We start from the raw sequence: 14,295 nt of genomic DNA, 5'->3' as shown, positions 1-14,295 counted from the left end.
TATGGCAGAGAACAAGCAGAACACCACCCCGGAACGCTGCCCGGACTGCGTGACAGAGATCCGCATGGGCAACACCGTCCTTGTCGTTTCCGGCTTTTTCAAGAAAGATACCACCGACACCGCAGCCGATAAGATGATGAAAGTGCTGGAGGCGGAAGCCGCCGCAGGACACAAAGCCCAGCTTTCGCCTTAACGCTACAAGCCGCACAGAAAAAATCGTCATTTTACCGGGCGGTAAAGAAGCAGAAGCCGCTATACAGACAGCCGCCCCATGTGGTATAATCAAAATACGGAATAGTGGGGCTGGCTGTCGGAAACGGAGGATTTTATGTTAAGACAGACCACCCAGAAAATCACTGCCCTTTATCCAAGACTATCCCATGAGGACGAGCTGCAAGGCGAAAGTAATTCCATTTCCAACCAGGATGTAATATGTAGAGGGTGGTTTCTACCGCCTAATACTATTACATGACTGGCGGCTCATTTGTGGTGAATTGGTCTGGCAGTTGTGGGAAAGGAAAAAAATCCGCATAACTGCTGACATTTTAGCACGAAGGGAGCATGAAAATGAAGTCTATTTTTGAAGAAATGGGCGGCACATATACGAAGGTTGGCGATTACTATATCCCCGACCTTGCGCTGCCGGAGACCGAGGAATATCAGATCGGTAAGTATGGCCGTATGCGCCGCCGCTACTTGAAAGAGCATCGTCCCGTCCTTTATGCACACTACCTAACAAGCTGCACCCTGCATGAACATCTTGCAGAGATAGACAAATCCTGCAATCAGCGTATGGAGATCATGTGCGAAGCTATGGCACGACTGGAAGGTGTGACCGAGGCACTTAAAGCTACCGATCAAATGGAATGGGTACGGCGCATGAACAACATTCATAACCGTGCAGAGGAAATTGTTCTGACGGAGCTTGTATATTGCTAAACACATGTTAGCCCCGCATCAGCATGAATGAACGCTGGTGTGGGGCTAATTCTGTATCACTTAGCTCTTTATATTCCAGTAGCCTTTTCGGTCAGACCCGATGCGCTCGATGATTCCTTTTTCCTTCAGCTCCTTCAGACGCTGAGAAACTGTTTTTCTGCTGATAGATAGCTTATCTGCTATGGTGGTAGATGTGTATGCAGGATCTTCGGAAATCAGGGCCAGAATTTGCATGGATTTTTCATCCAAGGTTTCTGTTACCTTTTCTGTTACCTTTTCTGTTACCTTTTCTGTCACCTTGTAGGTGGCAGATCGAATAACCCGATCCTCTGACGCTGTAAACTGAATCATAATATCGCCGGGATGCACGGTGTACGCAGGAAGCGGGCTTCCATCTTCCTTGCAAGCCTGACAGATTTTCTCAATACCACGTCCCCAGCTCTCGATGAAGCCGGCCAAATAATACACATTCGCAATCGCCGTGTTGTAAGGGCGGGATGCGTGTTTGGACATCAGGCTGTCTGCCGTCCAGTTGTCTGGAAGCCTACCACAGTTAGCGATATACAGCTTATCCTCATACACGCTGATCTGAATCGGAACGCCGCTTTCATATTGCTTGTGGCATAGAGCGTTAAGAAGGGCTTCACGCAGGGCAGCGTCGGGAACAAAATAACGCTCAATGCGCTGCATCCCTTCGTAAGTGATTTTCGCTTTCATATATTTCAGATGGATGACTTCAATGATCTTGTCAATCTGTTCCAACAAGGAGCCGTGAATTTCATCCTGATAACGGAGATCGGCATCATTCTCGAAAAAGCCGATTTTTGTGTATGCGCCCAGCTGCCAGCGGTCAGGGTCTTTGCAGAACAGCAGCATCGCTGCGTTGGTATAATACCCGGCATTGGTCAGACGCAGCTTTTCCATTAAATCCGCTTTGTCCTCGTCTAAAACGCTTTGGTCGATCCGGCCCTTCTTGGCGGCAAGGGTCTTGAATCTCTTGACCAACTCATCATCAATATCATCCAACGTAAATCCCGGCAAGGGCATATTATCCCACGAAGCACCACGTTTGCGTAGAATGAAGCTCTCCAGTTCTGGGCCAGAAAGGGTCTGCATGGTGCTGCCGCTTCTATAATAATAGACACCTTTGCAGTTTATGGCAACGGGATATGGTGGAACAACGATTTCCAGATATTCTTTCCCGTCACGCTCCAGCTGATTGACATCCACCACGATGCTCATGGCATTTCGGATTTTGTTTGGAACATCCTCCAGCAGCTTGCGGATATTGGGCAGGCCGATAACTTTTCCATCATCGTCACAGCCAATATAAATCTTGCCGCCCTGTGCATTGGCGAAGCCGCAAATCCATTCCAGATAGTCATCCTTCCACTTAGCTTTCCATTCTATGTTCTGATTTTCAGGCATTATTATCACCATCCTCTGATTTATTCTTTCCCCGGCTCTTATAAACATTATACTGATTTTTACACCTTGCACTGCAAAAAGCGGAGTTAGCCCGGTTACTCAGGAACACTTTCTGACACTGCTTGCACATCCGCAACGGCTTTGTGCTGTCCACCAGCATGAAGCTGAACATCATCTGAATCCCCAACAGCAGGGAATGGAAATCCCAATAGATCGTTGGCCTATCCAACAGCTCTATATGATAGGTGGGTGCAATGCCGCCAAATGCAGCCATAGACTTACGCAGCATATTCCGGCTTTCTTCCTCCATGGAATCATAGTCATTATAATAGAAGAAAGAGGTCAGCATATTAAATGCCCAATCCTTGAGTTGCTGTGCCACCCAATCGTAAGGCTCTGCATACGCCCGCTGGAAGCTCATGGTCTTTGCCATCGGCTCGTCCATAAAGGTCATGGTCAGTGCAATCATTGCCCGGTCGCTGGACACATTCCAACTGGATTCCACACCGTTCTTGACCACATCCAGCTTATCAAAGGGGTAAAACAGGGACAGATACTTCTCCGTCTCCATCGTTTCTTCCTTGATAAAATGGTTCTTTGGCAGATATACCGCCTCATAATCCATAAAGGACGGCGTGGTGGGCAGGGCCGTCATCAGGCCCAGCAGCCCATAGTGGGTAATAAATTCCAAGATTGCCTTTTCTACCTCTGGCTCAGAGCTTTTCTTGCCGTTCATCATCAGCATCCCCACATTCAGAGCATCCAGCACAATGTCCGGGGCTTCCTTGAGTGGGTTATAGACATCCGGCCTGGCATCCTTTGCCGGGGTGATGTATTTCTTCCCGTCCTTGCCTGTTTTGATTTCATAGCGTTCATACCGCACCCAATGGGAACGGGATTGCTCAAAAAATGTATTCATAACGCAAATCCTTCCTTTCGGTCATCTGCTTATCAAATTCAATCAGATCATTCGCTGTCCTTGCTGCTGCCAAGGGCAGCTTTCTTTTTCCTCGGCTTTGATTTGTTCTCCCGGAGGATAACGGCGTCCTTGCCATAGGCTTTCAGCAAAAGCCCATATTCCTCTAAGAACTGCCGTTCCCGCAGCGTTAGGCTTCCACAGTCGTTCTGTTTTTCCAAAAGGTAATCATAAACCGCTCTTTGCAGCTTCTTGTGGATATTCTTTCGGAGCTTTCTAATGTTTCGGTCTGTCTGTCCCCGTATCATACCCACCTGTATGGTGCTGTACTGCCGGATGGACAGGTAATACAGCACTTCCTTCTGATCAATGGTAAGGCTGCGTATCAGCTCAGAAATAAATGAGCTTGCAACCAACTCATGCAGTTCATAGGGGCAAGAAAAAATGATATCCAGAAAATTGCCGCTGGCAAGCTGGCGGTATCGTGGCAGATTCAAATACAGCGGAATCATCTTCGGATTGGGAACTGCCATGTATTCTAACGGAACATCTCCCCGGAGATTTTCATGGTCACGCTCCCGTCGTTCCCGATTCCGATCCAACCTGTCCCATTCGCTGACAACGTATCGAAAGTCGTCCTCTGTTCTTGCAGCATCCTCCAGCCGTGCCAACGCCTCTGCCCGTATCTGGCGCTTTAAGCGTTTTTCGCTGACAGGAGCAGCTTCTTCCTCTTCGTCCTCCAGTTCTACGGTGTAGTCCCTTGGGTTTTCGTCCTGCTCCAGCTCTCTTTCCAGCTCTAAGGCTCGTTCTTCGGAGAGGATTTCCTCTAACTGCTCGTTTTGTATCGTCAGATCGGAGGCTTCATCCCATTCGGTTAGGTCATCACCGTCATCCGGGAACAGGAGAAATGTTCTATTTTCATCTGTCATGACCTCACCTCCGAAAATTTTTTGAATTTCTTTCAAAAACAGTTCCGATTTACACCCCGGATTTCTCCTATTAGTGAGAGGGTAATCTGATAAGCGGTTATTTAGGTTACTTTTTCAACCCGTATCAAGAGAAAGGAGGACGCAAGTTGCGGTAGCTTTATGAAACATGACACAAGATGCCACCGACTTACATCAGTCGGAACCACCATTAGTATATCAAACGAACATGAATTTTTCAAGGAGGAACGCTATGGATAAAAACAAACAGGCACAGTATATGATAAGACGTATTGGCGGCACCACCTACAAGGTGAGAGTCGCTTTCAGTGAAAGTGGGAAAGAGACAATGGAGGATAAAATTTTACGAATGATACGCAACGAAGTAGTTACAAACGACGGAACTTGTGATATAATTGGTGTACCACAAATGAGCCGTCAGTCTGAAAGGAGCGCATCATGAGCATCATTCAGACTGAGGACAAGATCACCGCCTTATACGAACGACTTTCCCGTGACGATGACCAGATTGGGGATAGCAACTCCATTGTGAATCAAAAGAAATACTTGGAGGGCTATTGCGCACAGCAGGGGTACACAAACTTTGCCCATTACACGGACGACGGATTCTCAGGCGGCACATTTGAAAGACCGGCATGGAAAAAGCTGGTGGCAGACATTGAAGCTGGCAAGGTGGCTCGTGTGATCGTAAAGGATATGTCCCGAATCGGACGTGACTACTTGCAGACCGGCTTTTACACGGAGGTTATGTTCCGTCAGCATGGCATTCATTTTATTGCCATCGCCAACAGCGTGGACAGCAACGACCAGAACAGCAATGAATTTGCTCCGTTCCTCAACATCATGAACGAGTGGTACTTGCGTGATCTGAGCCGCAAGCAGAAAACCGCTATCCGTGTGAAGGGGGAATCAGGCAAGCCTACCACCAACAGTGCCATCTACGGCTATAAGAAAGACCCGAACGACAAGCACCATTGGTTGATTGACGAGGAGGCCGCCGCCGTTGTGCGGCGCATCTTCCGTCTGACCATCGAGGGAAAAGGCCCCTATGACATTGCCAGAATCCTTTTTGAAGATAAGGTAGAAGCTCCGGCGGTCTATTTTGCAAGGAAAGGCATTGGCGTTTGGAAAAGTAAGACCGAGTTCGCATATCCTTATAACTGGAGCGGCTATATTGTGGGGCAGATATTGTCTAAGCCTGAGTATATGGGGCATACGGTCAATTTCCGTTCCCACAAGCTGTCATATAAGGACAAGACCTCTATTCCTAATCCCAAGGAGGACTGGCTGATCTTCGAGAACACCCATGAGGCCATTATCGAGCCGGAAACATGGGAGCTTGCTCAGCAACTGCGGAAAACGCCACGGCGTATTGATACCATAGGCGAAGCCAATCCCCTGACCGGGCTTTTATACTGTGCGGACTGCGGCGCAAAGATGTATAATCATCGTTCCAGAGGCGGTACAGAAGGCACTCCGTATCCGTCGGATTTCTTTGACTGCTCCTCTTATACACTGGCACATCAGAAGCATGGAAAGGACTGCTGCGGGCACTATATTACCACTAAGTCGCTGCGTATCCTTATTTTAGAGACAATCCGCACTGTCAGCCAGCTTGCCATAGCAGATCGGGAAAAATTCACCGAGAAGATACGAGCCGCTTCACAGGTCAGGCAGGTGGAGGCGGCCAAAGATGCCAAACGAAAGCTGAACAAAGACCGTAAGCGCCACAGTGAGCTGGATACGATCATTAAAAAGCTCTATGAATCCTTTGCCGTAGGCCGAATTTCTGAGGAACGCTTTGACAGCCTGCTTGCTGAGTACGAAGTCGAACAGAAAAACCTTTCCGCACAGATTGCAGAAACGGAGGAAAGCCTGACGAGCTATGAGGAAGATACTGCCCGTGTAGAGCAGTTCCTTGCTTTGGCAGAAAAGTACACCGATTTCTCCGAGCTGACTACACCGATGATCAATGAATTTATTGATAAAATCATCGTTCATGCCCCGGAGCGCATCGACGGGGACAGAACGCAGGAGGTAGAAATCTTCCTGAAATTCATCGGAAAGTTTGAACTTCCTGCCCCGGAGCTGACAGCAGAGGAAATCAAGCGGCAGGAGCAGCTACGCCAGCATCGCATCAAAAGCCGGGAGCGCTATCAGTTGATTAAGGCCGGGAAGCACACCGTTGGGCAGCCTTTTCAGCTAACCTGTAAGTGCTGCGGTCAGGGATTTGAATCCAAAAGCTCGGCTGCTATGTTCTGCGGACCGAATTGCCGGGCGAAGTTCTACCGGCAGGAAGCGGCAGAAAACAGGCGGCGTGACTGCACTTGTGAAAACTGCGGTAAGACCTTTTCCACCACAAGAAGCAATGTCAAGTATTGCAGTGATGAGTGCCGATATGAGGGGCATATCAAAGGCCAGCGGGTTCGCAATGCAGCGAACAGGAAGGAAAAACTGGCAGCGGAGACAGTTACCTCTCCGGCTTAATATTTCCAATAAAACAATAAATTTTGAGGAAGCGGTTTGCCTTATATCAGGGCAAGCCGCTTTTTCTACGCAAAGGAGGACACATGAATTTATTCGAAACCGTAAAAAACAACGTCAGCCTGCGGGAAGCGGCACAGGCGTATGGCCTTGAGGTCAACCGGCACGGCAAGGCGCTCTGCCCCTTTCACAATGACAGACACCCCAGCTTGTATGTGGCAAACGACCATTATTATTGCTTTACCTGCGGAGAGCATGGAGATGTCATTGACTTCACTGCAAGGTTGTTTGATCTCAAGCCCTACGACGCAGCCATGAAGCTGGTGATAGACTTTCATCTTGACCCGGACAAGCCGCCCAGCGCAGCGGCACTCAATGCAAAGCGTATCCGAACAGAAGCACAGAAGCTCAAAGAAAACGAGCGTCTGTGCTTTTCTGTTTTATCGGACTATTACCGTTGCTTGGAGGAATGGAAAGCATACTATGCGCCGCAAACGCCGGATGAGCCAGTCCATGATTTATTCGTGGAAGCCTGCCACAAGCTCAGTCAGATTGAATATGAACTGAACATTCTCACCTTTGGTGACAGCTATGAGCGTCGGGAAATTGTACAGGACTGGATGACGGATGGTGAAATCATAGCACTAAAGGAGCGTCTGGAACAACTGCGAAAGGAGGAAACCTATGGACGAATTGAATACCCCAATGGTTATGCCGCCTGAAGAAAGCATTCCCGATTGGTATGATGGAAAACGCATCAACGAAGTGCTGTTTTGTCAGCAGTTCTTAAAAAAGCATCCCATGAAATGTGTCAGAGGAAGGCTGTTCACAGTGGATGGACTGATTGAGGACGAGGCGCAAATCGGCAATCTCATTCTGGAGGAGATCTCCGGCTGTCTGACCTCCGGGCTTTCCAAGGTGGTGGCAAATCTGCTGGCCAGTATCAAGCTGCAAGCCTATTCGCCGCCCCTGCCCATCGAGACTGACCGTATCCATGTGGCAAACGGGACACTCTTTCTGGATGGGCGTTTCACCGAGGACAAAAGCTATTGCAACAACCGTCTGAGTGTGGCCTATCTCCCCGATGCACCGCCGCCTGTGCGCTGGCTGCAATTTTTATCCGAGCTGCTTGTCCCGGAGGACATTCCCACCTTGCAGGAGTATATGGGCTACTGCCTATTGCCTACCACAAAGGGGCAGAAAATGCTCCTGATGATTGGTAAGGGCGGCGAAGGAAAGAGTCGAATCGGACTTGTAATGCGCTCCATGCTGGGAGATAACATGAATACCACCAGCATCCAGAAGGTAGAGAACAACCGTTTCAGCCGTGCAGACCTGGAAAACAAGCTGCTGATGGTGGATGACGATATGGATATGAGTGCCCTGCCCAAGACCAACTATATCAAATCCATCGTGACCTCAGAGTGCAAGATGGATATGGAACGCAAGGGTGTTCAAAGCTATCAGAGCCAGCTTTATGTCCGCTTTCTTTGCTTCGGCAACGGCGCTTTAACCGCTTTGCACGACAAGTCAGACGGCTTCTTCCGCAGGCAGATCGTGTTGACCACCAAGGACAGGCCAGCAGGACGAGCCGATGATCCATTTCTGGTGGATAAGCTGACACAGGAGCGTGAGGGCATCTTTTTGTGGTGTCTGGAGGGTCTGCGGCGGTTGATTGGGAACGAGTATCAGTTCACCATCAGCGATAGAGCCAAAGAAAATATGGAGACAGTAAAGCGCAGCAGCAACAATGTGATCGAGTTTTTGCAATCCGAGGGCTATATCCGCTTTAAGGCCGACAGCGAAGCCAGCTCCAAGGCTATCTATGAAGCCTATCTCCGCTGGTGCGAGGACAACGCACAAAAGCCTATGTCAGCAAATCGTATCAGCTCAGAGCTGGCCCAGAATGAACGGCTTTATAATGTGGAGGCTACCAACAATGTGTACGCAGCCGGAAAGCGGGTGCGTGGATTTATCGGAGTGGAGGCGATGAACTTGCTTCCTTATTAAATATGAGAACTGGACTTCAAAACTGCCGTACATGCCGTACACGATGTACGGCAGTTCTCAACTCCGTTTTCAAAAAGCTATTTTACCGCAAAATCAGCGTTCTTTATGTGCAATGTGCTGCGATTACCGCATTTTCTTGCGGTATAAACAGCGATTTGACAAAGCAAACGCAAAATCCAAAGACCAATCGGTGTACAGCGGCGTACAGCACTGGCGTTTACCGTACAGAGCCGTACACAAACAATCTATTTTCAAGGCCGCACAGCGGCAGAAAGGACAAACTATGAACTATATGAACAATAACCCTATAATCATCGGCATCGACCACGGCTATGGGAATATCAAGACTGCACATTGCTGCTTTCCTACGGGCGTGATCATCTCTGACAAGGAGCCGACCTTCAAAAGCAATCTGCTTGTCTACAACGGCAGCTATTACACCGTGGGCGAAGGTCACAAGGAGTTTATCTCTGACAAAATGACAGACGGTGACTACTATATTCTGACCCTTGCTGCCATTGCAAGAGAGCTGAATATCCGCAAGCAGACCTCTGCCCGTGTGCATTTGGCGGCGGGGCTCCCTCTTACTTGGGTCAGCGAACAGAAGGATAGCTTCAAGGCGTACCTGTTGCAGAATGAAATGGCGGATTTCATTTTCCGTGGTGTCAGCTATCATGTGGAGTTTGCCGGAGCGGACATCTTCCCGCAGGGCTTCTCCGCTGTGGCGGACAGACTGCGGGGATTCAAGGGCATCAATATGCTTTGCGACATTGGCAACGGAACGATGAATGTCATGTATATCAACGAGCGCCGTCCGCTATCTCAGAAGTGCTTCACGGAGAAGTACGGGACAAACCAGTGCATGATTGCTGTCCGGGAAAATCTCATGCGGCAGTTTGGCGCATCGGTAGATGATACGATTCTGGAGCGTGTGATTCGCTTTGGGACGGCAGACATCAGCGAACGCTACCTAACTGCTATCCAGAACACAGCGAGGGATTACACCGCAGGCATCTTCCGCAGACTGCGTGAGCATGAGTATGACCCGGAACTGATGAGGCTCTATGTTGTCGGCGGTGGAAGCTGCATGGTGAAGAATTTCGGAGAATATGATGCCAGCCGGGTGATGATCAATGATGACATCTGCGCCACAGCCAAGGGCTATGAGCTGCTGTCTGCACAGAAAATGCAAAAGAAAGGCGATCTTGTATGAAGCAAATCTACACAACAACACTTCGGCTGAATCTGGAGAACGAAGCAGACCGCAGGGCGTGGGAGCATTTGCAGAGCCTTGACAGGCGAGAATATCGTTCAGTCAGCAAGGCAGTCGTTTCGGCGGTCAACGCTTACTTTGACCGTAGCAAGCAGCTTGCCGATGATCCCTATCTGGAAACACGGGAGAAGGAGGACGCTTTCCTCAGCCGGATCGAGGATACCATCTCACGCAGCTTGCAGAGCTGTACGCCGGTAAGCCTTGGCGGTATCCTACAGCTTATGCAGAGCGCACAGCCTGCCGCTGCTCTTGTTTCGGAGGAAACCGAGGAGGACATTTCAGCTGCGCTGGATTTTGCAGACGGCTTTTGAAATTACTTTTCTTGATTTTACTACTATGTTGGTGGCAATACAATCCGTCTTTGCTACCAAATTGGCAATTCTCAGAATGAGGAAAACAATTTACCATCAGTTCTGCAGGGAGTTGGTATCTGTGTGATACCAGTTCCCTGCTTTTTACTATCACGAAGCCGCCCAGCGGCAGAAAGGAGCCAGATATGGCAAATAAAAAGATCATGACCAAGGAAGAATTGCAGGCCAAGCACCGATTGGAGGAGGCACAAATGCGGGATCGGGCGAAAGAGCGAAAGGCCCGTACCAGACGCTTGATTCAGGAGGGCGCTGTTTTGGAGAAAGTATTTCCAGAGGCTCAGCAAATGGAGCTTGAAAAATTAGAGGACTTGTTATATGAGAAGCTACACTAATCTGCGAGGGGCGTTCCGGGCAACCGGGGCGTCCCTTCCTTTTTTATCCCGAAGGGCGCACTTACTCACCACCTGCGAAGCAGGCGGTGGTATCCCTTCCGTTGGTCGGGCTCGTGCGCTCTTCACGAACTGTCCATCGGACACTTCTCCAGAGAGGGCAGGAAATGCCGCAAGTCAGCATTCCCTGTGCAGTCGGCGCTTCTGCTGATGCAGAGATTGCTGCTTGTCGCACCAATCCGGCAGATACTCTGCCCGCCTCCTGCCTGCGAAAACCTGCCACCGGCAGCTTTATCGCAGATATGGGCAGCAATGCAGCCCATTTTCTCTTTGCAAAGAGAAACAGAAACCAAGGGGTGGCGTTTTACCACCCCCTCACAAAATACGAATCGAGGTGAACGCAAATGGCAATTTACCACTTGGAGGCAAAGGTGGTCAGCCGGGGAGCCGGACGCTCCGCCTGTGCAGCCTCCGCTTATCTCAGCTGCTCCCACATCCTCAATGACTATGACGGAGTACAGCACGATTACACCCGAAAGCAGGGGCTTGTGTGGCAGGAGGTATTCCTGCCGGACATGGCCCCACCCGCATGGCAAGACCGAGAGGTTCTCTGGAACGCCGTGGAGGAAAACGAGAAAACCAAGGACAGCCGCTTAGCCCGTGAGTTTGTGGTAGCCCTGCCCATAGAGTTGTCCCTAGAGCAATGGCAGACGCTGTTGACGGACTTCGTACAAAACCAATTTGTCGCAGACGGGATGTGCGCCGATCTGGCAATCCACGATCCTGATCCACCGGGTCATAATCCACATGCCCACATTCTCTTGACGGTGCGCCCGCTTGATGAAAGCGGCAAATGGCAATACAAAACGGAGAAGGAATATCTCTGCAGCCGTGACGGTGAGGAACGGGGCTTTACCGCTGCCGAGTTTAAGGCTGCACAGGCTGACGGATGGGAGAAACAGTACCAGTACAAGGTAGGCAGGAAGAAAGTGTATATGACACCATCCGCAGCTGAGGAACATGGATATGAGCGTGCCAGCAAGTATCCCAAAAGCACCAAATACGGGAGACAGAATCCCATTTCTGAACGCTGGAACAGCGAGGAACAGCTCCTTATCTGGCGCAAAGCATGGGCAGATGTGACAAACAAATATTTGGAGCGATACGGTCATGAGGAGCGCATCGACCACCGCAGCTTTGTCGAGCGAGGCATTGACGAGCAGCCCACCATCCACGAGGGCGTGATTGCCCGTGCTTTGGAACAGAAAGGTATCGTGTCCGACAGGTGCGAACTCAACCGTCAGATCAAGGCGGACAACAGGCTCCTGCGGGAACTGAAGGCGCAGTTCAAGAAAATTACGGAGGCGGTGAAGAACACGCTGCCCGCTATTGCAGAAGCGTTGGAAAAGCTGCGGGAAAATATGCTGATCTTCTGCTATCAGTTAGGGCATATCCGCAGCAGCAAGAAACAGATGACCGGTGCCTTGAATATTCTGAAGCCAAATCTGGCACAGTACCGCTCCCTTGTGCAGCAGATAAAGGAAACAACCAAAGAACGGAAGTCCCTACTGGCTGAAAAGAAATCCCTTCCTGCGATCCACTTTGTCAGGCACCGTGAGCTTGCCTCCAAAATAGCCGAGTTGACGGAAAAGTTAGAGGAGCTAAAAAGCGAAAAGGCTATGCTGCTTCATTCTCTGGAATACCCAGAGGACGCCACAAGCGATATCTTCCAGCGCCAGATTGACCGCTATGAAGATAATCTCAAACGGCTTGAGGCGCAGGAGAATAAGTATGCCGGAGAGCTGGAGGCTGCATTGTCTGAGTATGCCGAGCTGAAAGAGCAAGCTTCCGGCTTTGATTCCTTGCAGCTTTATCTGGAGCGGAAGGCACTTCGACCTGACAGAGAGAAAGCAGCAGCCCAACGCATTGAAGCGGCTTATGGCGACAAGTTCAGTTGGTGGTTGATGGAGAGTGGCCTACGGGATGTGTCTGGCTATCTTGACGAATATGCACAGGAAAAGACAATGGATCGAGAACTGCGGCAAAGGCGGCGATCGGAGCGGCTTGAGCGTAAGATGAAAAACAGAGATATGGAACGTTAAAAGTGCTGGAGGTTGAAACTTCAGGTGAAGTCTGTGACATAGGGGGATGGAGATAATCCCTATACGTCAAGCGTAAAATAAGCACCGGTATGGGTTTTCCATACCGGTGCTTGCAATATTTAATCGAATTCTATCACTTAAAATCAAAAGAGTTTTCCAACAACTTATCAAGTGCTGCCATCAGTTCCGCTCGAACAGCCTCTCTTTCACTTTCTCCGCCTGCATTTTCGATATAGATGGAATAGTTATCAAATGTGATATAGGCGTAATAGATCACAGTCTTAATTCCTTCGCTGTTTGCATTTGTAACGAAGTAGCCAGCTTTAACTGGCGTATCTCCAACCATAGATACATTTCCCTTGCCAATTACGGTAGTATCCATAAGATTGTTCCCAGACAGCGAAACAACAAATTTCATATCGCTGTAATGACCATCAAAGCCAACAAATGCTACATCGTCCAAGGTAAAGAGGGCATCTCCGGAAATCGGAAGATCACCGAAAATAGTCTGAACCTCATCTTTGGTCAATGCTCGTGCTTGCAAGTTCAAACTCAGAGCAGAGGCTACCGTATCTGCTTTAGTGAAAGATATGGTAGTTCCATCACCTAATGTAGCTGTTTCTGTACTTTTGCCGAATAATCCCATACTAAACACTCCCACCACGATTAGACAGAGACACGCAGCAATTGCCCCAAATTTCAGCCAAATGCTTTTTTGTTTCTTTGCCTGATAACTCGCCGTTTCTTCGATATGACGGCTACCAATGCCACCAACGGCGTCAGAGATGTTCTTTCGTGTCATAAATCATACCCCGCTTTCTGTAAATGATTTTTAAGTTTGCTTCTGATTCGGGAAAGGCGAACAGACACATTGTTATTTGTTGTACGAAGCCTCTTTGCAATTTCTGTAATGCTATCTGAGTACCAATACCTTGCTACAAACATAACCCTGCTTTCCTGATCCAAGCTGTCAAGGAAACGATCAATTTCCTGTGACAGCTCCTTTGCATCCACTTCCTGTTCAATAGTAGATGCAGAAGTTAGGCACTCTTCCAACTCATCAAGTGCAACATCATAGTAACTGTTTCGCTTTAGTGCAGTATTTGCGTGGTATTTTGCGGTAGCGATATTGCGGGTAATACGAAAAATATAGGTTCTGAGTGGGTCAGGTCTTTCTGGAGGAATTGCATTCCACGCAGCAAGGTATGTATCATTTACACATTCTTCTGCGTCGGGTTCGCATTTCAAAATGTTGTTTGCAATTCTTTTGCAAGTTGAACCGTATTTTGCAGCAAGTTCAGCTATTGCCTGCTCAGTACGAGCAAAGAACAGTTCAATGATCTTCACATCCTCTAACAAGGTATCCACCTCCTCACCTATGTACTATGGATCTGGCGGACAATCTTACAGAAGCGAGGGAAAATTTCACACCTTTATTATAGTACATTGCAATTCTATTTTCTATCGCCTCAGCAAAATCGTTTGGCACCAGTCGA

16 protein-coding genes and 1 pseudogene are annotated in these 14,295 nt (G+C 49.0%); 11 read left to right on the top strand and 6 right to left on the bottom strand.

Features of this window, described 5'->3' with window-relative positions:
- Position 1: 1 nt before the first annotated feature.
- The 3 genes and pseudogenes from WMO62_RS09710 (at position 2) to WMO62_RS09705 (ending at position 939) form a co-directional block, all read left to right on the top strand.
- Positions 2–193: a transposon-encoded TnpW family protein gene (locus tag WMO62_RS09710; RefSeq protein WP_118700283.1), complete on the top strand. Its 192-nt coding sequence runs from the start codon at positions 2–4 to the stop codon at positions 191–193.
- Between the two features lie 135 nt (positions 194–328).
- Positions 329–424, top strand: a pseudogene (locus WMO62_RS15910) (recombinase family protein); the annotation flags it as partial.
- Positions 425–567: 143 nt separating this feature from the next.
- Entirely contained in the window at positions 568–939 is a 372-nt protein-coding gene (locus WMO62_RS09705; RefSeq protein ID WP_055145291.1) for a TnpV protein, read from the top strand.
- Positions 940–999: 60 nt separating this feature from the next.
- Here the strand turns inward: WMO62_RS09705 and WMO62_RS09700 are convergent, their stop codons facing one another.
- The 3 genes from WMO62_RS09700 to WMO62_RS09690 are packed head-to-tail and all read right to left on the bottom strand — an operon-like array spanning position 1,000 to position 4,212.
- Positions 1,000–2,367, bottom strand: a complete 1,368-nt coding sequence (locus WMO62_RS09700; protein ID WP_055145294.1) for an ATP-binding protein — start codon at positions 2,365–2,367, stop codon at positions 1,000–1,002.
- Positions 2,360–3,286, bottom strand: a complete 927-nt coding sequence (locus WMO62_RS09695) for a hypothetical protein (RefSeq protein WP_055145297.1) — start codon at positions 3,284–3,286, stop codon at positions 2,360–2,362. The genes WMO62_RS09700 and WMO62_RS09695 overlap by 8 nt, the downstream gene beginning before the upstream one ends.
- A 47-nt stretch (positions 3,287–3,333) precedes the next feature.
- The gene (locus WMO62_RS09690) at positions 3,334–4,212 is read right to left on the bottom strand and encodes a hypothetical protein (RefSeq protein ID WP_055145300.1); all 879 of its coding nucleotides are present in this window, start codon (positions 4,210–4,212) and stop codon (positions 3,334–3,336) included.
- 250 nt (positions 4,213–4,462) lie between these two features.
- Here WMO62_RS09690 and WMO62_RS09685 point away from each other — a divergent pair, with 250 nt between their 5' ends.
- The 7 genes from WMO62_RS09685 (at position 4,463) to WMO62_RS09655 (ending at position 10,700) form a co-directional block, all read left to right on the top strand.
- Positions 4,463–4,672 carry a transposon-encoded TnpW family protein gene (locus WMO62_RS09685; RefSeq protein WP_055145303.1) on the top strand — a complete coding sequence of 70 codons (210 nt, stop codon included), beginning with the start codon at positions 4,463–4,465 and terminating at the stop codon, positions 4,670–4,672.
- Positions 4,669–6,717, top strand: a complete 2,049-nt coding sequence (locus WMO62_RS09680; RefSeq protein ID WP_055145306.1) for a recombinase family protein — start codon at positions 4,669–4,671, stop codon at positions 6,715–6,717. Before WMO62_RS09685 ends, WMO62_RS09680 begins: the two co-directional genes overlap by 4 nt.
- A gap of 83 nt (positions 6,718–6,800) precedes the next feature.
- Positions 6,801–7,436 (top strand): CHC2 zinc finger domain-containing protein, encoded by a 636-nt coding sequence (locus WMO62_RS09675; RefSeq protein ID WP_055145308.1) that lies wholly within the window; start codon positions 6,801–6,803, stop codon positions 7,434–7,436.
- On the top strand, positions 7,399–8,724 hold the full coding sequence (locus tag WMO62_RS09670; protein WP_330375650.1) for a DNA primase family protein: 1,326 nt from the start codon (positions 7,399–7,401) through the stop codon (positions 8,722–8,724). The genes WMO62_RS09675 and WMO62_RS09670 overlap by 38 nt, the downstream gene beginning before the upstream one ends.
- 283 nt (positions 8,725–9,007) lie before the next feature.
- On the top strand, positions 9,008–9,937 hold the full coding sequence (locus tag WMO62_RS09665) for a ParM/StbA family protein (protein ID WP_055145311.1): 930 nt from the start codon (positions 9,008–9,010) through the stop codon (positions 9,935–9,937).
- Positions 9,934–10,308 (top strand): hypothetical protein, encoded by a 375-nt coding sequence (locus WMO62_RS09660; RefSeq protein ID WP_055145314.1) that lies wholly within the window; start codon positions 9,934–9,936, stop codon positions 10,306–10,308. Before WMO62_RS09665 ends, WMO62_RS09660 begins: the two co-directional genes overlap by 4 nt.
- 185 nt (positions 10,309–10,493) lie before the next feature.
- Positions 10,494–10,700: a DUF3847 domain-containing protein gene (locus tag WMO62_RS09655; protein WP_330375652.1), complete on the top strand. Its 207-nt coding sequence runs from the start codon at positions 10,494–10,496 to the stop codon at positions 10,698–10,700.
- A 61-nt stretch (positions 10,701–10,761) separates the two neighbouring features.
- Here WMO62_RS09655 and WMO62_RS09650 read toward each other — a convergent pair whose 3' ends face one another.
- Entirely contained in the window at positions 10,762–11,010 is a 249-nt protein-coding gene (locus WMO62_RS09650) for a hypothetical protein (protein WP_173788530.1), read from the bottom strand.
- 91 nt (positions 11,011–11,101) lie between these two features.
- Here WMO62_RS09650 and mobQ point away from each other — a divergent pair, with 91 nt between their 5' ends.
- Positions 11,102–12,799 (top strand): MobQ family relaxase, encoded by a 1,698-nt coding sequence (gene mobQ / locus WMO62_RS09645; RefSeq protein WP_055145320.1) that lies wholly within the window; start codon positions 11,102–11,104, stop codon positions 12,797–12,799.
- Between the two features lie 133 nt (positions 12,800–12,932).
- On the opposite strand, the gene WMO62_RS09640 is transcribed toward mobQ, so the two are convergent.
- Both WMO62_RS09640 and WMO62_RS09635 read right to left on the bottom strand, forming a co-directional pair.
- On the bottom strand, positions 12,933–13,601 hold the full coding sequence (locus tag WMO62_RS09640) for a hypothetical protein (protein WP_055145323.1): 669 nt from the start codon (positions 13,599–13,601) through the stop codon (positions 12,933–12,935).
- On the bottom strand, positions 13,598–14,167 hold the full coding sequence (locus WMO62_RS09635) for an RNA polymerase sigma factor (protein ID WP_227338914.1): 570 nt from the start codon (positions 14,165–14,167) through the stop codon (positions 13,598–13,600). The genes WMO62_RS09640 and WMO62_RS09635 overlap by 4 nt, the downstream gene beginning before the upstream one ends.
- Between the last annotated feature and the right edge of the window lie 128 nt (positions 14,168–14,295).

This window comes from Hominiventricola aquisgranensis (assembly GCF_040096225.1).
Taxonomy (GTDB): domain Bacteria; phylum Bacillota; class Clostridia; order Lachnospirales; family Lachnospiraceae; genus Hominiventricola; species Hominiventricola aquisgranensis.
Note: the sequence above shows the minus strand (reverse complement) of the source record. Positions and strands in the feature narration are given on the sequence as shown.